16 protein-coding genes and 1 tRNA gene are annotated in these 17,595 nt (G+C 70.1%); 11 read left to right on the forward strand and 6 right to left on the reverse strand.

Annotated features, from left to right (window positions below; genetic code table 11):
* Positions 1 to 51 precede the first annotated feature (51 nt).
* Genes ACZ7OH_RS43850 through ACZ7OH_RS43860 form a run of 3 tightly spaced genes read left to right on the forward strand, consistent with a single transcriptional unit; the run spans position 52 to position 3,202 of the window.
* Positions 52 to 741, forward strand: a complete 690-nt coding sequence (locus ACZ7OH_RS43850; protein WP_470286327.1) for an ABC transporter ATP-binding protein — start codon at positions 52 to 54, stop codon at positions 739 to 741.
* A complete protein-coding gene (locus ACZ7OH_RS43855) occupies positions 738 to 2,633 on the forward strand; it encodes a YhgE/Pip family protein (RefSeq protein WP_470286328.1) in 1,896 nt (631 codons plus the stop codon). The genes ACZ7OH_RS43850 and ACZ7OH_RS43855 overlap by 4 nt, the downstream gene beginning before the upstream one ends.
* Complete coding sequence (locus ACZ7OH_RS43860) at positions 2,630 to 3,202, forward strand: TetR/AcrR family transcriptional regulator (protein ID WP_470286329.1); 573 nt, start codon at positions 2,630 to 2,632, stop codon at positions 3,200 to 3,202. Before ACZ7OH_RS43855 ends, ACZ7OH_RS43860 begins: the two co-directional genes overlap by 4 nt.
* On the opposite strand, the gene ACZ7OH_RS43865 is transcribed toward ACZ7OH_RS43860, so the two are convergent.
* The 3 genes from ACZ7OH_RS43865 to polA form a co-directional block, all read right to left on the reverse strand.
* Complete coding sequence (locus tag ACZ7OH_RS43865) at positions 3,199 to 4,809, reverse strand: trypsin-like peptidase domain-containing protein (protein WP_470286330.1); 1,611 nt, start codon at positions 4,807 to 4,809, stop codon at positions 3,199 to 3,201. The genes ACZ7OH_RS43860 and ACZ7OH_RS43865 overlap by 4 nt on opposite strands.
* A gap of 159 nt (positions 4,810 to 4,968) precedes the next feature.
* The gene (locus ACZ7OH_RS43870) at positions 4,969 to 5,502 is read right to left on the reverse strand and encodes an EF-hand domain-containing protein (protein ID WP_470286331.1); all 534 of its coding nucleotides are present in this window, start codon (positions 5,500 to 5,502) and stop codon (positions 4,969 to 4,971) included.
* Between the two features lie 97 nt (positions 5,503 to 5,599).
* Positions 5,600 to 8,341 carry a DNA polymerase I gene (polA, locus tag ACZ7OH_RS43875; protein ID WP_470286332.1) on the reverse strand — a complete coding sequence of 914 codons (2,742 nt, stop codon included), beginning with the start codon at positions 8,339 to 8,341 and terminating at the stop codon, positions 5,600 to 5,602.
* Between the two features lie 62 nt (positions 8,342 to 8,403).
* Here polA and ACZ7OH_RS43880 point away from each other — a divergent pair, with 62 nt between their 5' ends.
* Positions 8,404 to 8,844: a hotdog fold thioesterase gene (locus tag ACZ7OH_RS43880; protein WP_086678973.1), complete on the forward strand. Its 441-nt coding sequence runs from the start codon at positions 8,404 to 8,406 to the stop codon at positions 8,842 to 8,844.
* Positions 8,845 to 8,848: 4 nt separating this feature from the next.
* Positions 8,849 to 9,820, forward strand: coding sequence for a LysR family transcriptional regulator (locus ACZ7OH_RS43885; RefSeq protein ID WP_470286333.1), 972 nt, complete (start codon positions 8,849 to 8,851; stop codon positions 9,818 to 9,820).
* On the opposite strand, the gene ACZ7OH_RS43890 is transcribed toward ACZ7OH_RS43885, so the two are convergent.
* Entirely contained in the window at positions 9,786 to 10,550 is a 765-nt protein-coding gene (locus tag ACZ7OH_RS43890) for an alpha/beta hydrolase family protein (protein ID WP_470286334.1), read from the reverse strand. The genes ACZ7OH_RS43885 and ACZ7OH_RS43890 overlap by 35 nt on opposite strands.
* Positions 10,551 to 11,096: 546 nt before the next feature.
* Here ACZ7OH_RS43890 and ACZ7OH_RS43895 point away from each other — a divergent pair.
* From ACZ7OH_RS43895 to ACZ7OH_RS43915, 5 genes are all read left to right on the forward strand, one after another.
* Complete coding sequence (locus ACZ7OH_RS43895) at positions 11,097 to 12,254, forward strand: branched-chain amino acid ABC transporter substrate-binding protein (protein ID WP_470286335.1); 1,158 nt, start codon at positions 11,097 to 11,099, stop codon at positions 12,252 to 12,254.
* 111 nt (positions 12,255 to 12,365) lie between these two features.
* Positions 12,366 to 13,328: a branched-chain amino acid ABC transporter permease gene (locus tag ACZ7OH_RS43900; protein ID WP_400905598.1), complete on the forward strand. Its 963-nt coding sequence runs from the start codon at positions 12,366 to 12,368 to the stop codon at positions 13,326 to 13,328.
* Positions 13,325 to 14,452 (forward strand): branched-chain amino acid ABC transporter permease, encoded by a 1,128-nt coding sequence (locus ACZ7OH_RS43905; protein ID WP_470286336.1) that lies wholly within the window; start codon positions 13,325 to 13,327, stop codon positions 14,450 to 14,452. The genes ACZ7OH_RS43900 and ACZ7OH_RS43905 overlap by 4 nt, the downstream gene beginning before the upstream one ends.
* Positions 14,449 to 15,222 carry an ABC transporter ATP-binding protein gene (locus ACZ7OH_RS43910; protein ID WP_470286337.1) on the forward strand — a complete coding sequence of 258 codons (774 nt, stop codon included), beginning with the start codon at positions 14,449 to 14,451 and terminating at the stop codon, positions 15,220 to 15,222. The genes ACZ7OH_RS43905 and ACZ7OH_RS43910 overlap by 4 nt, the downstream gene beginning before the upstream one ends.
* Complete coding sequence (locus ACZ7OH_RS43915) at positions 15,212 to 15,925, forward strand: ABC transporter ATP-binding protein (protein ID WP_400905590.1); 714 nt, start codon at positions 15,212 to 15,214, stop codon at positions 15,923 to 15,925. Before ACZ7OH_RS43910 ends, ACZ7OH_RS43915 begins: the two co-directional genes overlap by 11 nt.
* A gap of 43 nt (positions 15,926 to 15,968) precedes the next feature.
* Here the strand turns inward: ACZ7OH_RS43915 and ACZ7OH_RS43920 are convergent, their stop codons facing one another.
* Both ACZ7OH_RS43920 and ACZ7OH_RS43925 read right to left on the reverse strand, forming a co-directional pair.
* Entirely contained in the window at positions 15,969 to 16,493 is a 525-nt protein-coding gene (locus ACZ7OH_RS43920; RefSeq protein WP_470286338.1) for a DUF4352 domain-containing protein, read from the reverse strand.
* 34 nt (positions 16,494 to 16,527) lie between these two features.
* On the reverse strand, positions 16,528 to 17,130 hold the full coding sequence (locus tag ACZ7OH_RS43925) for an ANTAR domain-containing response regulator (RefSeq protein ID WP_004559041.1): 603 nt from the start codon (positions 17,128 to 17,130) through the stop codon (positions 16,528 to 16,530).
* 173 nt (positions 17,131 to 17,303) lie between these two features.
* On the opposite strand from ACZ7OH_RS43925, the gene ACZ7OH_RS43930 reads away from it, so the two are divergent.
* A tRNA-Leu gene (locus tag ACZ7OH_RS43930) sits at positions 17,304 to 17,377 on the forward strand.
* The last annotated feature ends 218 nt before the right edge of the window (positions 17,378 to 17,595 follow it).

Raw genomic sequence — 17,595 nt, forward strand, 5'->3', positions numbered from 1 at the left:
GGGGACTAGTTTTTGAACTGACCGGTCAGTTCAAAAACGCTGGAGTCCCCCGTGCAGGTCCGAGCCGATCGCGTGTCCCTCGAAGGGCACCACGGCACCTTGTTACCGCCCACCTCGCTGACCTTCGGCGAGGGCGACTTGGCGATCGTGCACGGCGAGCCCGGCGTCGGCGTCACCGCGTTCGGCCTCGCGCTGGCCGGGCGGCTGAAGCCGACCACCGGCACCGTGCACGCCGAAGGCGCCGACGCCGGCCTGCCCGAGCTGGTCGCCGTCGTCGACGCCCCCGGGGTCAGCGAGCCCGACGAAGCCCTTGCCCTGCGCGTGGTCGTCGGCGAGGAGCTGGCGCTCGCCCACCGCCCGGCGGGCAAGGAGGACGTCGCCGCCTGGCTCGCCGCGCACGACGCCGCGCCCTTCGCCGGCACGCGGTTCGAGAACCTCACCCCGGCCCTGCGCACCCGGCTGCTCACCGAGCTGGCCGCCGAGCGCAAGGGCGTGCGCGTGCTCGTCCTCGACACGCCCGACCGGCACACCAGCGACGTCGGCAGCTGGGCGGACCTCGCCCGCGAGCAGGCCGAGCGCGGGCTGGCCGTCGTCGTCCTGACCGCGACGACGCCGTTGTCCGCGCTGCCGTTCCCGCCCGCGCGCCTCGGCGCCGCCGAGCAGCCCGAGCCGCAGCACCACTTCCCCGAACCCGCCCCCACCGAAGAGCTCCCCGAGAGCACCGACGAGGTCACCGAATGAACGCCTTCCGGATCGCGCGCAACGAGCTGCGCCGCCTCTCCACCGGCACGATGCCGAAGCTCGCGCTGGTCGCGCTCGTGCTGGTGCCGCTGCTCTACGCGTCCTTCTACCTCTACGCGAACTACGACCCCTACGGCCGCCTCGACAAGCTGCCGGCCGCCGTCTTCACCAGCGACACCGGCGCGAAGGACGCGGGCGGCCAGCAGCGCAACGTCGGCCGCGAGGTGACCGACGAGCTGGTCAAGTCCGGCACGTTCCAGTGGCACGAGGTGTCCGAGCAGGAGGCGCGCGACGGCGTCCGCGACGACAAGTACTCCTTCGCGATCGGCATCCCCAGCGGCTTCTCCGCGGCGCTGCTGTCGGTCGGCAACTTCCAGCCGCAGCAGGCGACGATCACGCTGACCACCAACGACGCCAACAACTACCTCTCCGGCACCATCGCCAAGCAGGTCGCCGAGCAGGTGCGCAAGACGATCGCGGAGAAGGTGGGCAGCGAGGCCGCGGACCGGTTCCTGGTCGGCTTCTCGACGATCTACGCCAAGATCCAGGAGGCGTCGACCGGCGCGTCGCAGCTCGCCGACGGCGCGAACCAGCTGAAGACCGGCCAGCAGAAGCTCGCCGACGGCGCCGCGAAGCTCGCGGACGGCTCGTCGACGCTGGCGACCGGCCTGGGAACGTTGAAGAACAGCACCGCTTCGCTCCCGTCGCAGACGCAGAAGCTGGCCGACGGCGCTTCGCAGGTCGCCGCCGGGGACCAGAAGGTCGCCGACGCGGCGTCGCTGGCCGCGACGGCCTCGTCCGACATCCAGGGCAAGCTCGACTCCTACCGCGCCCAGCTCCAGACCGACCTGCGCAACGCGGGCGTGCCGGAGAGCGAAGTCCAGGCGATCCTCGCGAAGGCCGACCAGCTGCGCTCCCCCGTCGACCAGGCGAACGGCAAGATCCAGCAGGCCGACAACGACCTCGCGAAGCTGGCCGACGGCGCCCGGCAGGTGTCCGACGGCGCGGCCAAGCTCGCCGCCGCGTCGCCGCAGCTGACCAGCGGCATCGCGCAGGCGTCCGACGGCGCGAACCAGCTGCGTGACGGCGCTTCGCAGCTCAGCGACGGCGAAAAGACGGCCGTCACCGGGACGAACCAGCTGGCGGACGGCGCGGTGAAGCTGCGCGACGGGCTGGCCGCCGGACTCCAGCAGATCCCGAACCCGGACGACCCGACCCGCAACGCGACGGCCAACACGATCGCCGACCCGGTGGCGGTGAACGCCAACGGCGAGGCGTCGGCGGGGACGTACGGCGCGGGCCTGGCACCGTTCTTCATCTCGCTGGCCACGTGGATCGGCGCGTTCGTGCTGTTCCTGCTGCTGCGGCCGCTCTCGACGCGGGCGCTGACCGCGGGCGCGGCGCCGTTCCGGGTCGCCGTCGGCGGCTGGCTGTCCTCGGCGCTGCTGGGCATCGCGCAGGTGATCGTCCTGTTCGGCGCGGTGACGTGGCTGGTCGGCATCCACATCGCGCACCCGCTGGGCGCGATCGGGTTCGCGGTGCTGGTGTCGCTGACGTTCACGTCGGTGGTGCACGCGCTCAACGCGTTCTTCGGCGCGGTCGGCAAGTTCCTCGGGCTGGTGCTGCTGGTGCTGCAGCTGGTCAGCGCGGGCGGCACGTTCCCGTGGCAGACGATCCCGGATGCGCTCTACCCGCTGCACGTGGTGCTGCCGATGGGCTACGCGATCGACGGCTTCCGCCACCTGTTCTACAGCGGCGCCACCGTGCAGATCCTCGGTGACATCGGCGTGCTGCTGGCGTACCTGGTGGGCGGGATCCTGGTGTCGACGCTGGCCGCGCGCAAACGTCGCGTTTGGACGGTGTCCGCGCTCAAGCCCGAGCTGAGCCTGTGAGCGGCGGGACGAAGCAGAAGCTCTTCGAGGCCACATTGCGGCTCTCGAAGAGCCGCGGCCTGGTCGGGCTGACGGTCGACGACATCGCGGCCGAGGCGGGCGTCGCGAAGGGCACGGTCTACTACAACTTCGGTTCGAAGGACGGCCTGGTCGACGGGCTCCTGCGGTACGGGGTGGACATGCTCGCTTCGCGGCTTCGTCTTGCGGTTTCCGAGGCGGATCCCCTGGAAGTGATCGAGGCGCAAGTCGACACGACGTTGGAGTTCATCGCGGCTTACCCGGGGTTTTCGCAGATCCTGGTGAGCGAGCTGTGGCGGACGCCGGGACAGTGGCACGACACGCTTTCCCTGCTGCGCGAGGAGATCATCTCGATCGTGAAGCAGCAGTTGTCGCGGTTGGACTCGGCCGGGCGGCTGCCGGAGGGGGTGGAGATCCCGACGGCGGCGGCGGGGTTGTTCGGGACGATGCTGGTGGTGGCGCTGGACTGGCAGGTGTTCGGGCCGCAGCGGACGCGGAGTGAGGTGCGGGACGCGGTGATGGTGCTGATCCGCGGCCTCGGCCGGCGTTAGCCGCGGTCTTCGAGGCGGGCGCGGACCGCCGCCGCGTACGTGTCGACCGCCGTGGCCGCCGCCGTCAGCTCGCAGGGGCCGTCGATCAGCAGCCTCTTCGCCGGGACGTACGCCTGCTCCAGCTCCGGGTCGCCGTCCAAGCCGTGCTCGCGGGCCAGCTCGTTGTCCGCCGCCAACCTTGCCCGCAGCTCTTCGCGACGAGCTACCAACCCGTCGAGGACCGCTCGCTGGCGGCGGCCGTCCTCGACCGCCGGGGCGACCGCGTGCTCGTGGCCGTCGATGTGCTTCTCGACCCACTCCGCGTCGCCGTCCACCTCGGCCGATCGCAGCTGCTTCAACGCTCCGCGCAGCCGCTGCGCGCGGGCCGGCAGCATCGCGACGCCGGTGAACCGCGTCGCCACCCTCAGCTGGTACGCCTCGATCTCGGCGAGCTCCTCCACCGACTGCGTGAGCACGTCGAGCCGGCCCGCCAGGTCGTCCGGCGCCGGCCGGGCGCCGAGCGTGCCCGCGCGGATCGCCGCCACCCCGGGCGAGGACTCCTCCCGGAAGCCGAGCAGCAGGCGGATGCCGAGCTCGGCCGCTCGGCCGGCGAGCGGTGCCAGCACCTCGCCGACCAGCCGGTCGGGTTCGGCGGAGTCGTCGATCGCGTCCACGACGAGCGTGCGGCCCGCGACCCCGGTCGTGAGCCGGTCGGCGATGCGGTGGCGGACGGCGTCGGCGGTGCGGCCGGTCGCGTCCACGGCGAGGTCGACGCTGCCCGCCGGCGGCATCTCCCCGAGCGCCGGCGGCAGGCCGGCGACGCCGAGCGAGCGTTCGCGGTCGGCGAGGACGATCCCGAACCGCAGCGCGGCGGCGACGGGCGAGCCGGCCTCGCCGGTGTCGACGACCCAGACCGTGCCGGGCTCGGCCTTGGCGAACCAGTCCGCGACGCTCTGCACGAACGAGACGTCGACGGCTTCGCCGACCGGGCGCGAAAAACTGGCGTCGACGGCCGGGCTGCCCGACGTCCAGATGCTCAGCTGCGGCAGGTGCCCGAGCATGGTCTCGACCGGGATCATCCACGTGCCGGTGTCCTTGCCGACGACGACGCCGACGACGTGCCCGGTCGCTTCGTCGATCACCGCCGTGCCGCCGAAGCCGGGGCCGAGCGGCTCGGCTTCGGCCGTGCGGAACAGCCGGACCCACTCGCCGCCGGGACCGCCCGGGTGCTCGGGGCCGCCGAGGCGGGCGTGCGTCCAGCGGCCGACCGAACCCGGCGGGAAACCGAAGGCGCGCACGAGCTGGTGTTCGCCGAGCGGCATGCGGTGCAGGGGCGCGCGGAAGACGCGGGACTCGGGGCGGTCGAGGCGCAGCACGGCGAGATCGCCGCGGCCGCCACCGTCGGACGGCACCCAGCAGCCTTCGACGACGGTCGCCGAGCCGGGCATCGCCTCGGCCAGGCCGACGAAGTCGACGCTCAGCGCGGACCGCTGCCCCCCGGCGGTTTCGACGACGTGCGCGCTCGTGAGGACGTGGTACTCGTCCAGCACCGTGCCCGCACCGCACACCCGGCCGAGTTCGTCGTGCAGCCGGACCCGCCAGCGTCGTCGCTCACGCTCGAACCCCATTCGGCGGACCCTACGCCGTGATCGCTCCCGGGTGGGCGCCGACCTCCCTACCCAGCGGTAATGGCTCACCCGAACGGAGTCCTCCGTTGGTAGGAACGCCGAACGGTGTGGTGTGCCGGTGAGTATTTTCGTCAGAGCCGTCGGAAAAACCCTGTGCTGCTAGACACGGCCGAACACCCAGCTGCCGGCCGCCGCGGGGTCGTCGCCGGCCCAGAACTCGTACCAGTGACCGGTGAACTCGTCGTGGGACAACCGGCCGTCGCCGTCGGTGTCCAACAGCGCGAACACTTCGTCCGTCGGGACGCCGGTGCCGCTCCACGCCTCGATCATGCGCCGGTACTCGGCCGCCGAGATCGCGCCGTCGCCGTTTTCGTCCACCGCCTCGAACATCGCGGCCGCCGTGCCGGTGACCGTGCCCGGCATCTTCGGCAGTTCGTCGACGACGGCGAGGACCTCGTCGAGGGTGACCTTGCCGTCACGGTCGCGATCGGACGCGTCGCGCAGCGTCGCCCACCAGCCCATCATGATCGCGGCGAGCTTCTCGCCCTCGGGCGTGCCGGCGTCGGTGCCGCGGACGTCGAGCCATCTCGCCGTGAGCGCGCGGAAGTCGGACTCGGTCAGGTAACCGTCGGCGTCGGCGTCCATCGCGCCGAACACGCCGGAGATCTTGCGTCGCTGGAAGTCACTGGCCATGCACGCCAGCTTCGTCGCGGCGCCCGGCACCCGACGACGGCCGGCCGAGTACACCCGCGCCACGACCCGGTGATCCGGGTCGTGGCGCAGTGTGACTTCAGTGGGCGGCTTCGTTCCAAGACCGCCCGTAGCCGACCGAGACCTCCAGCGGCACCGCCAGGTCGTAGGCCGACCCCATGCCGTCGCGCACCAGCTTCTCCAGCTGCTCGCGCTCGCCGTCGGCGACCTCGAGCACGAGCTCGTCGTGCACCTGCAGCAGGATCCGGCTCTTCAGCTTCGCTTCGACCAGCGCGCGGTGGACGTTGAGCATCGCGACCTTGATGATGTCGGCCGCGCTGCCCTGGATCGGGGCGTTGAGCGCCATCCGCTCGGCCATCTCGCGGCGCTGGCGGTTGTCGCTGTTGAGGTCCGGCAGGTAGCGGCGGCGGCCGAAGATCGTCTCCGTGTAGCCGCTCTTCGCCGCTTCGCCGACCACCGAATGGAGGTAGTCGCGCACGCCGCCGAAGCGGGCGAAGTACGCCTCCATCTGGGACTTGGCGTCTTCGGTGGAAATCCGCAGCTGCTGCGAAAGCCCGTAGGCCGACAACCCGTACGCGAGCCCGTACGACATCGCCTTGACGCGGTAGCGCAGCTCCGGCGTGATCTCCTCCGGCGGCAGCGAGAACGCCCGCGACGCGACGAACGTGTGCAGGTCCTCGCCGGAGTGGAACGCCTCGATGAGGCCCTCGTCCTTCGACAGGTGCGCCATGATCCGCATTTCGATCTGGCTGTAGTCCGCGGTCATCAGCTCGGAGTAGCCCTCGCCGACGACGAACGCGTCGCGGATGCGGCGGCCTTCTTCGGTGCGGACCGGGATGTTCTGCAGGTTCGGCTCGGTCGAGGACAGCCGCCCGGTGGCCGCGATGGTCTGCAGCAGCGTCGTGTGGATCCGGCCGTCGTCGGCGACGGACTTGATCAGGCCCTCGACCGTCGTGCGCAGCTTCGTCGCGTCCCGGTGCTCCAGCATGTGCTGCAGGAACGGGTGCTCGGTCTTCTCGAACAGGCCCTGCAGCGCCTCGGCGTCGGTGGTGTAGCCGGTCTTGGTGCGCTTGGTCTTCGGCATGCCGAGCTCGTCGAACAGCACGACCTGCAGCTGTTTCGGCGAGCCGAGGTTGATCTGCTTGCCGATCACCTCGTACGCCGCTTCGGCGGCCTGCGTGACGCGCGAGAGGTAGTGCGCTTCGAGCGACGTCAGCTGCTCGAGGTCGACGGCCACACCGGCGATCTCCAGCTCGGTGATGACCTCCAGCAGCGGCAGCTCCAGCTCGGCGAGCAGCCGCGCGCCGCCGATCTGCTCGAGCTCCTTGTCGAGCGCGCCGGCCAGCTCGAAGATCGCGCGGGCCTTGACCAGCTCCTCGTCGATCTCCTTCTGCTCCAGGCCTTCCGCGCCGCCGTCGAGCAGGGACAGCTGCCCGTCGCCGCCGTCGGTCTCCGAGCGCAGCTCGCGGTGCAGGTAGCGCAGCGCGAGGTCGTCCAGCTCGAACGTGCGCTGCCCGGGCCGCACGAGGTACGCGGCGAGCGCGGTGTCCATGGCGAGTCCGGCGAGCGCCCAGCCGCGGGCGCGGATCGCGTGCAGCGCCACCTTGAGGTCGTGGCCGGTCTTGCGGATCTTCGGGTCGGCGAACCAGGCGGCGAGCGCGGCGTCGTCGGCCTGGTCCATCGCCGTCACGTCGACGTACGCGCCTTCGCCGTCGGCCGAGGCGAACGCGACCGCGCGCAGGTCGGACCGGACCGACGTGCCGACCGTGCGGAAGCTCAGCGCGACCGGCTCGCCCGCCCCGGCGTGCGCCTCGAGCCACGCCCCGAGCGCGCCGGGCGCGAGCGCGGACCCCGAGACCTCGAAGCCTTCGTCGGCCTCCGGCTCGGCGCTCTGCAGCGTCGCGAACAACCGGTCCCGCAGCACGCGGAACTCCAGCTCGTCGAACAGCGCGTGCACCGCTTCGCGGTCCCACGGGCGCAGCTCCAGCCCGGACGGCGCGATCTCCAGCTCGACGTCGCGGATCAGCTCGGTCAGCTGGCGGTTGAGCTGGACCGACGACAGGTGCGCCCGCAGCGCGTCGCCGACCTTGCCCTTGACCTCGTCGACGCGGTCGATGAGGTCGTCGAGCGAGCCGAACTGCTTGATCCACTTGGCCGCGGTCTTCTCGCCGACGCCGGGGATGCTCGGCAGGTTGTCCGAGGGGTCGCCGCGCAGCGCGGCGAAGTCCGGGTACTGCCGCGGGGTGAGCCCGTACTTCTCCTCGACGGCGTCCGGGGTGAACCGGGTCATCTCCGAGACGCCGCGCTTCGGGTACAGCACGGTGACGTGCTCGTTGACCAGCTGCAGCGCGTCGCGGTCGCCGGTGCAGATGAGGACGTCGAAGCCGTCGGCCGTCGCCTGCGTCGTGAGCGTGGCGATGATGTCGTCGGCCTCGAAGTTCTCCTTGACCAGCGACGGGATCCCGAGCACCTCGAGGACCTCCTTGACCAGGTCCACCTGGCCGCGGAACTCGTCCGGCGTCGTGCTGCGGTTCGCCTTGTACTCCGCGTACGTCTCCGAGCGGAACGTCTTGCGCGAGAGGTCGAACGCCACCGCCAGGTGGGTCGGCGCTTCGTCGCGCAGCAGGTTGATGAGCATCGAGGTGAAGCCGAAGACCGCGTTCGTGACCTGGCCGGTCTTCGTCTTGAAGTTCTCCGCGGGCAGGGCGAAGAAAGCGCGGTAGGCCATCGAATGGCCGTCGATCAGCAGCAGCTTCGGCCGCTCGGCGACAGAGGTGGTTCCTGTGGCGTTGGCAACGGTCGTCTTCTCACTCGGGCTCACGGGGCCGAGTCTAGGCTGAGGGTCCGACACTCTTACGTGTCGCATAGGAACAGGAGCTTTGCGTGACGGACAGCGCCGCCCCCATCGACGTGGAGCGGCTGTCGGGTATCGACCCGGCAGCGGCGGACCAGCAGCTGAACGACAAGGTCGGCATGAAGCTGCTGGAGGCGACGGCCGAACGCGTCGTCGGCACGATCCCGGTCGAAGGCAACCTCCAGCCGTACGGCCTGCTGCACGGCGGCGCCAACGCCGTGCTCGCCGAAGCGCTGGGCTCGACGGTCGCCGCGCTGAACGCCGGCCCGGGCCGCGCCGCGATGGGGCTGGAGCTGTCCTGCACGCACCACCGCGCCGTCCGCGCGGGCACGGTCACCGGCGTCGCGACGCCGCTGCACGTCGGCCGCGGCACCATCACCGCGGAGATCGTGCTGACCGACGACGAGGGCCGGCGGACCTGCACCGCCCGGCTCACCTGCGTCGTCCGGGACCGCCCGCCCGGCGCCTGAGCGCGTGGACCTCGACCTCGCCCAGGTCCGGGCGTTCGTCGTGACCGCGGAACACCGTCACTTCGGGCGGGCGGCCCAGGCGCTGTTCCTCACGCAGCAGGCGCTGTCGAAGCGGATCCGGAAGCTCGAGGACGCGCTCGCCACGCCGTTGTTCCTGCGCACCAACCGGTCGGTCGAGCTCACCGCCGACGGCGAGCGCTTCCTGCCGCACGCGCGTGAGCTGGTGCGGCTGGCCGACGCGGCGGTGGCCGCGATGGGCGCCGACGATCGGCCGCTGCGCCTCGACGTCGTCGACTACCGGCTCTCCCCCATCTTCCTGCTCCGCCGGCTCGCCGAGCGGGAGCCGGCGCTGCGGATCGACCGGGTCGCCGGTGGCGGGTTCGCGGGCGCCGTCGAGCCGCTGCTGTCCGGTGAGCTCGACCTCGCCATCGGCCGGGTCAGCGGCATCGGCCGGCCGCTGCCCGACGGGCTGGAGCACCGGGTCGTCCGGCTCGAACCGCTGGTCGCGCTGCTCGCCCCGGAACACCCGCTGGCCCAGCGGGACGTCCTGCGCCTGGACGACCTGCGCGCCGACGGGATCTGGCTGCCCGGCCTGCGCGGCCCGGCGGAATGGCTGTCCTACCTGCGGGAGCTGTGCGAGCGGTTCGGCGTGCCGATCGACGACTCCGGTGTCAGCTTCGACCTGCGGCACACCCTGGAGCAGACGCGCTACGGCAAGCGGCGCGTCACCCTCGCCGGGGCGGACATGGAGCTCGCGCCCGACCTGAACCTCACGGTGCTGCCGTTCGAGCCGTCGCCGCTGTTCCCGTGGTCGCTGGTCTGGCGGCGCGGCAAGGCGAGCCCGGCGCTGCGGCGGCTGCTGGCGCTGGCCGGGCGCACCAGCCGTGAAGAGGACTGGTGCGCCTACGACCCCGGGCACGCCTGGCTGCCGGACGACGACGTCAAGCTCGCAGCCGCCGCGCGAACCACGCGGTGAAGGCCGCGTCGACCGCCTTCGCTTCCGGGGTTCCCGGCGGGAACTCGTGCGCCATCCCGTCGACGGTCACCAGTTCGGTCCCCAGCTTCTCGCGCAGCGCTTCGGCCGGCTCGCGCACGGCGACGTCGTCGTCGGCCCCGGCGACCAGGAGCAGCGGTGCCGTCAGCTCGCCGGCTCGGCGCACGAAGTCGTAGTGGTCGGCGACGGCCCGGGACTTCGGCGTCCAGGGGTAGGTGATGTCGAAGAGGCGCTCGTTGCGGCCGATCACCGGCGCCAGCCGGGCGACCGGGCTGACCACCGCGGCGGCTTCGACGTCGGCACGGGCGAGCAGCTCCAGTGCCACCAGCGAACCCGCCGAGCCACCGAACACGCCGAGCGGGCCGGTCGCGCCCGGCAGCCGGTCCCGCAGTTCGGCCAGCGCCGCGGGGAACTCCGCGACCGCCTGCTCGGTGACCGGCGCGAAGACGTTGAGCACCGCGTCCTCGCTCGCCAGCCGGAACAGCTCCGCCGGACCGCCCTCGGGCAGCCGGGCGCCGGTGAGCGGCAGGCCGAAGTAGACCCGCCACGCCTGCAGCCCGGTCATCGGCACCGCTTCGGCGAAGGCCCGCTCGTTCGACGGCTCCTCCATCAGGTGCCAGCCCGCCAGCAGCCCCGCCGGCGCGGCCGGGTCCGCCGGTGCCAGCGCCACGAACGGCACGCCCGCCGCGACGCCCTCGATCGCTTCCCGCATCCTTCTCTCCCTGTCTCTCGGCTGCTTCCAGCGAACAGCCGGGGCGGGGCGCGCGTCCAACAGCCGTTCCGGCGGCCACGACAACCGTTGGTTGTGACGGCCGGTCGGGCCGGGCGGCCTTTCGGGCAGACCTGGACGGGGGCTGGTCCGATCGGCGGCGCGAACCGGACGTAAGGTGCATCCCTCCGGCGGTGCCCGCTCCCGGCGGCCCCCGCCAGGGTGAACAGCGGATCGCGGGAAACCGGCCACGCACCGCCCGCCGAAATGGACGATGACATACCGCCGAAACACGGCTGTCACCCATTCGCATAACGAGCCCCGATACTTAGTATCGCTACGTGACCAGCGGCGGGCTGTAACGAAACGTCGTTCGGCTTTTCGTGCAATTCGTGTCGGTTGCGATCGTCACGATGTGGACACAGAGTAGTGAGGCCGCCTGTGCACATGACGGGCGAGAGGGATATCTTCCTGCCCTAACCTAGCCCCTGTGTCGGGGGCAACGCCTACCGGCGGCTGGTTGGTCATGGGAGGTAGTCGGTGTCAGGAGTGCGTTTTGGACGGGTTCTCGCCCTCGCAGCGGCGACGTCGCTGGCGCTGGCGGGCTGTGCCGGCGGCAGCAGCTCGTCGGGCAGCGGTGACAGCAGCACGCTGAAGATCGGGTTCATGGGCGACCTGACCGGGGAGAACTCCGGGATCGTGATCCCGCCCAACAACGGGGCGAAGCTCGCCATCGACGAGTACAACGCCACGAACCCCAAGGTGAAGCTCGAGCTGAAGAACTACGACAGCCAGGGCAAGCCGGAGCAGGCCACCTCGCTGGTGCAGACCGCGATCGGCACGGACAAGATCACGGCCCTGATCGGCCCGGCGTTCTCCGGTGAGTCGAAGGCCGTCGGCGGTGTCCTCGAGCAGGGCAAGGTCCCGAGCGTGTCGCCGTCGGCGACCAACCCGGGTCTCGCCGCGAACGGCTGGAAGTACTGGCACCGCGTCGTCGCGAACGACAACGACCAGGGCCCGGCCATCGCGAACTTCCTCATCACGGCGAAGTCGCCGAAGAACGCGTTCGTCATCTCGGACGACCAGGAGTACAGCGTCGGCCTGGCGGACGCCTTCGAGAAGACCTTCAAGGAGAAGGGCATCACGACCGAGCGCGACAAGTTCGCCAAGGACGCGTCGGACTACTCCTCGACCGTCTCGAAGGTCAAGGCCGCCAACCCGGACGTCATCACCTTCGGTGGCTACTACGCCCAGGCCGGCCGGCTGCTCAAGCAGCTCCGCGACGGTGGCGTGAAGGCCATCTTCGCCACCGGTGACGGCTCGCTCGACCCGCAGCTGGTCTCCGGTGCGGGTGCCGCGGCCGCCGAGAAGGCCGTGGTCGGCTGCCCGTGCAACATCCCGGACCCGGGTGCCCCCGGCAACGACTTCGCCACGAAGTACAAGGCCAAGTTCAACGTCGACCCGGCGATCTACGCCACCGAGGGCTACGACGCCGCGACCGCCATCATCAACGCGGTCAAGGCCGGCAACACCACCGGCGAGAAGATCAACGACTTCCTGAAGACGGAAGACTTCAAGGGCGCGTCGAAGCAGATCAAGTTCAAGGACAACGGCGAGCCGCAGACCAACGCGATCTACGTCTACCAGGTCGTCGGCGGGGTCATCAAGAACCTCGGCGCGTCGACCGAGGCCAAGATCAACGGCTGACGGATTAGCGGAACACCTCACGGGAGCGGGGGCGCTGTGGACGGCCACAGCACCCCCGCTCCCCGCCAATGTGGCGACCATCCTCGCCCCGTCAGGTAAGGCAACTACGTCATGTTCCAAGATCTGCAGAGCCAGTTTCTGGGCAGCACCATCGGCGGCCTGGTAGCCGGCTCCATCTACGCCCTCATCGCCCTGGGCTACACGATGGTCTACGGCGTGCTGCGGCTGATCAACTTCGCCCACTCCGAAATCTTCATGATCGGGACGATGACGTCCCTGTTCATCCTCATCACCATCGCGCCCTCGGCGCCGTTCACGGTCTTCTCGATGATCGGGATCCTGCTGCTGCTGATCGTGGTTTCGGCCCTGGTCTCCGGCGGATCCGCGATCGTCCTGGAGCAGGTCGCCTACCGGCCGCTGCGGAAGAAGGGCGCGACCCGGCTCGCCGCCCTCATCTCGGCCATCGGCGCGTCGCTGTTCCTGCAGGAGCTGTTCGCGCTCATCGTCATCCCGGACGTCTTCGGCAAGTCGGGCCGCGTGCAGCAGTCCGCGCCCCGCTTCGTGCCGCACGAGGAGCTGTTCCGGATCGGCAACGGCGTCGTGCGCACCGACCACGTCTTCGTGATCGTCGGCGCGGTCATCGTGATGGTCATCCTCGACCAGCTGGTGCGCCGGACCCGGATCGGCCGCGGTATCCGCGCGACCGCCCAGGACCCCGAGGCCGCCGTGCTGATGGGCGTCAGCATCGACCGCATCGTCCGCATCACGTTCCTGCTCGGCGGGGCCATGGCCGGCGTCGCGGCCGCGTTGTTCGTCATGGAATACGAGAACACCGATTACCGCATCGGATTCCTGCTCGGCATCAAGGCGTTCACCGCCGCGGTGCTCGGCGGTATCGGCAACCTGCGGGGCGCCCTGCTCGGCGGAATCGTGCTGGGTCTCGTCGAGAACTGGAGCTCCATCTTCCTCGGCTCGGCCTGGAAGGACGTCACGGCTTTCGTGATCCTGGTGCTCGTGCTCATGTTCCGGCCCACCGGCATTCTCGGTGAATCGCTGCAGCGGGCACGCGTATGAAAGGCGACGAAGTGGCACCCGAAAACGAATCCCCGGCCCGCCGGGGCTTCCACCCCGTCGACGGCATGCGGGACTGGTGGGCCGGCGCTCCGCAGTGGCAGCGCTACGGCGTCTACATCCTGCTGATCGTCTTCGCCTTGATCCTGCCCGCTCCGTGGATCGGCGCCTTCATGTCGCCGGACTCGGACTGGACCACAGTCCTGATCTTCCCGATCGGGACGTACATCCTGCTGGCCGTCGGCCTCAACATCGTGGTCGGCCACGCCGGCATGCTGGACCTCGGGTACGTGGCGTTCTTCGCGATCGGCGCCTACACCTGGGCCGCGATCGGCACGAAGTACGGCTGGTCGTTCTGGCCGACGGTGGTGCTCGGCATCTTCCTGGCCTCGGTGTCGGGCGTCATCCTGGGCGCACCGACACTACGGCTACGCGGTGACTACCTCGCCATCGTGACCCTGGGCTTCGGGGAGATCGTCCGGATCACCGCGAACAACACCGACGCCATCGGCGGCGCGCGCGGCATCACCAACGTCCCGCACCCGGAGCCGATCTTCGGGGTCGAGTTCTTCCTCGACCCGGCGCCGTATTACTACCTGATGCTGTTCGCGATCGTGCTCGTCGTCGTCTTTTCGATCCGGCTCAACAAGAGCCGCGTCGGGCGGGCGTGGGCGGCGATCCGCGAGGACGAGGACGCGGCCGAGCTGATGGGCGTGCCGACGTTCAAGTTCAAGCTGCTCGCGTTCGCGATCGGTGCCATGATCGGTGGCTTCGCCGGCACGATCTACGCCAGCAAGGCCGTGTTCGTCGAGCCGAACAACTTCCCGTTCATCCTGTCCGCGACCATCCTGGCCGCGGTCGTGCTGGGCGGGGCGGGCAACCTGCCGGGCGTCATCCTCGGCGCGTTCGTCGTCGCGTGGCTGCCGGAGCGCTTCCGGAACTTCGCCGACTACCGCATCTTCGTCTTCGGCGCGGTCCTGGTGCTGATGATGGCGCTGCGGCCGGAAGGCCTGCTGCCGTCCCGGCAGCGCAAGGCCGAACTACGGGAAGGAACCGGCGGCATGGGTGCCATGGGCGCCGAGGTGGCCGGGCCGGAGTCCGACGCGTCGGCGGAGGTCGCCAAGTGAACACCTTGCTCGAGTTCGACAACGTGACCATGCGCTTCGGCGGCGTGACCGCCCTGCGCGAGGTCAACATCAGCATCAACGAGGGTGAGATCTTCGCCCTCATCGGCCCGAACGGCGCCGGCAAGACCACGGTGTTCAACGTGATCACCGGCGTCTACCAGCCGACCGAGGGCGAGGTCCGCTTCGACGGCGACCGCATCGACGGGATGAAGCGGTTCCGCGTCACCAAGCGCGGCGTCGCCCGGACGTTCCAGAACATCCGGCTGTTCCACAACATGACGGCGCTGGAGAACGTCATGGTGGGCGCGGACGCGCACCACAAGACGGGCGCGATCGGCGCGGTGCTCGGCCTGCCGACGCACCGCAAGGAGGAGAAGCGGGGCCGGGAGCGGGCGCGGGAGCTGCTCGACTTCGTCGGCATCGGCCGGGTCGAGAACAGCGTCGCGAAGAACCTCTCCTACGGCGACCAGCGCCGGCTGGAGATCGCGCGGGCGCTCGCGACCGACCCGAAGCTGCTGCTGCTGGACGAGCCGGCCGCGGGCATGAACCCGGCGGAGAAGAACGCCCTGCAGGCGCTGATCCGCAAGATCCGGGACGACGGCCGCACGGTGCTGCTGATCGAGCACGACATGGGCCTGGTCATGCACATCAGCGACCGGCTGGCGGTGCTCGACTTCGGGCAGAAGATCGCAGAAGGGCTGCCGCAAGAGGTGCAGAACAACCAGAAGGTGATCGAGGCGTACCTGGGGGTGTCCGAAGATGCTTCTTGAGGTCGAGGACATCAACGTCCACTACGGCAAGATCGCGGCCCTCAAGGGCATGAGCATCCAGGTCGACGAGGGTGAGATCGTCTCCCTCATCGGCGCCAACGGCGCCGGCAAGACCACGACGCTCAAGACGATCTCGGGGCTGCGTCCGCTCACCAGCGGCCGGATCACGTTCAACGGCCAGGACATCTCGAAGACCCCGGGGCACAAGCGCGTGCTGCTCGGGATCGGCCAGTCGCCGGAAGGCCGGGGCGTGTTCCCCGGCATGACGGTGCAGGAGAACCTCCTGATGGGTGCGTACACCCGCAAGGACGAGCTCCAGGCCGACCTCGAGGAGGTCTACGAGCTGTTCCCCCGGCTCGCGGAGCGCAAGACCCAGTTCGGCGGCACCATGTCCGGCGGCGAGCAGCAGATGATCGCCATCGGCCGCGCGCTGATGACCAAGCCGAAGGTCCTGCTGCTCGACGAGCCGTCGATGGGCCTGGCGCCGATGCTGATCGCGCAGATCTTCGACATCATCCGCGAGATCAACAAGCGCGGCACGACGGTGCTGCTGGTGGAGCAGAACGCCCAGCAGGCGCTGAAGCTGTCGGACCGGGCGTACGTGCTCGAAACGGGCCGAGTGGTGCAGAGCGCCCGCGGGGCCGACCTGCTCAACGACCCGAAGGTGCGAGCCGCCTACCTCGGTGGCGACCTCGGCGTCTGAGTTGCTTTTCAAGGGGCCCGGCGGTTCTCGCCGGGCCCCTTTCTCACAGCTTGATGTCGGTGCCGGTGAGGTTCTTCATGTCGGTGATGGTCGGGCCGCCGAAGGCCCGGAGCGTGACCGGCTTCCGGTCCTTGGGGATGTCCCAGTAGAGGTCGAACTCGACGCGCACGCCGTGGCCGAGGTCGAACTGGGCGGGCTGGCGCTTGATCAGCATGGCCTGCTCGTCCGACGGGTGGGTCGCGCCCTGGTCGTCGACCAGGAGCTGGCGTTTCGTGTCGAAGAGGACGCTGGAGGTCCCGGTGTTGGTGACCACCAGCCGCAGGCGCACGTACTGGCCCTTGGGGAGCATCTCGGCGTGGCTCCCGGTGATGCTGGGCAGCCCGGCGGCGAGGCCGATCAAGTCGAACTCGGTGTCGCCGTTCTTGACGGGCGGCAGCTTGAGGGCGGTCTCGTCGGGCCGCACCTGCCGCGGCGGCAGCTCGTAGGTGGTGGGCGCGGGCGTGCTCGGCTGGGCCGCTTCGCAGCCTGTCAGGAGCGTGAGGGCGACGACGGCCGGGAGCAGTTTCACCCTGGTGATTCTGCCCGCCGGCCGTCGTGTCCGGCTAGCTCCCGATGCTTTCGACGACGGCCTCGGCGACGGCCTTCATCGTGGTCCGGCGGTCCATGGCGGTGCGCTGGATCCAGCGGAAGGCGTCGGGTTCGGTGAGGCCCTGCCGGCTCATGAGCAGGCCCTTGGCGCGGTCGATGACCTTGCGTGTCTCGAGCCGGTCGGTAAGCCCGGCAACCTCGGCCTCGAGGGCCTGCAGCTCGGAGAACCGGCTGACGGCGAGCTCGATGGCGGGCACGAGGTCCCGCTTGGCGAAGGGCTTGACGAGGTAGGCCATGGTCCCGGCGTCCCGGGCGCGTTCGACGAGGTCACGCTGGCTGAAGGCGGTGAGGATGACGACGGGGGCGATCCGGTCGCCGGTGATCTTGGCCGCGGCCTCGATCCCGTCCAGCTTGGGCATCTTGACGTCGAGGATCACGAGATCGGGCTTGAGGTCGGTGGCCAGCGAGATGGCCTGCTCGCCATCCCCCGCCTCCCCGACCACTTCATAGCCCTCTTCACGCAGCATTTCGACGAGGTCCAGCCGGATGAGAGCCTCGTCCTCCGCGACGAGCACCCGACGCTGCGGCACGTTGGCCTCGGTAGCCTGATCGGTCACCGGGGTCCTCCTGAAGACTAGGCGGGACGGTGGGTCTCGCGGCTTCCCGCGAACCTGAAGCCTACCGGGAACGATCCAGAAGAAGAGATGGCGTTCACCACGAAGTGGCGGGCGCGACACCCCGGGGCCGGTCACGGACGGGGTTCGGTGATCCCGTAGGGTTACGCCGTCGAGCCCCCGTAGCCCAACTGGCAGAGGCAACGGATTCAAAACCCGTCCAGTGTGAGTTCGAATCTCACCGGGGGCACGCAACCTGACCAGCCGAAACCGGCCCCGCGACCAGGCGAAATCTGGGCGAGGGCTCGCTTTGTGTTGTCCGGCTACAACCGGTGCAGTCCGGTCGAGTGCGGCTGCTTGCGGTCTATTCGCGGCCTAAGGGATGTCTCGTAACTCGTGTTGTGGTTGGTGGGGCTGGTGTTGCCGGTCAGTTGGCGAGGAGGATGTTGTGCAGGTGCGCGATGCCGG

It is taken from the genome of Amycolatopsis sp. NPDC114478, assembly GCF_055633805.1.

Bases quoted from the DNA above. Each gene is read 5' to 3' on its own strand.
- ACZ7OH_RS43890 (WP_470286334.1), bottom strand. From the start codon at position 10,550: ATGCGGGAAGCGATCGAGGGCGTCGCGGCGGGCGTGCCGTTCGTGGCG.
- ACZ7OH_RS43870 (WP_470286331.1), bottom strand. From the start codon at position 5,502: ATGGCCAGTGACTTCCAGCGACGCAAGATCTCCGGCGTGTTCGGCGCG.
- ACZ7OH_RS43915 (WP_400905590.1), top strand. From the start codon at position 15,212: ATGCTTCTTGAGGTCGAGGACATCAACGTCCACTACGGCAAGATCGCG.
- ACZ7OH_RS43905 (WP_470286336.1), top strand. From the start codon at position 13,325: ATGAAAGGCGACGAAGTGGCACCCGAAAACGAATCCCCGGCCCGCCGG.
- ACZ7OH_RS43900 (WP_400905598.1), top strand. From the start codon at position 12,366: ATGTTCCAAGATCTGCAGAGCCAGTTTCTGGGCAGCACCATCGGCGGC.
- ACZ7OH_RS43865 (WP_470286330.1), bottom strand. From the start codon at position 4,809: ATGGGGTTCGAGCGTGAGCGACGACGCTGGCGGGTCCGGCTGCACGAC.
- ACZ7OH_RS43855 (WP_470286328.1), top strand. From the start codon at position 738: ATGAACGCCTTCCGGATCGCGCGCAACGAGCTGCGCCGCCTCTCCACC.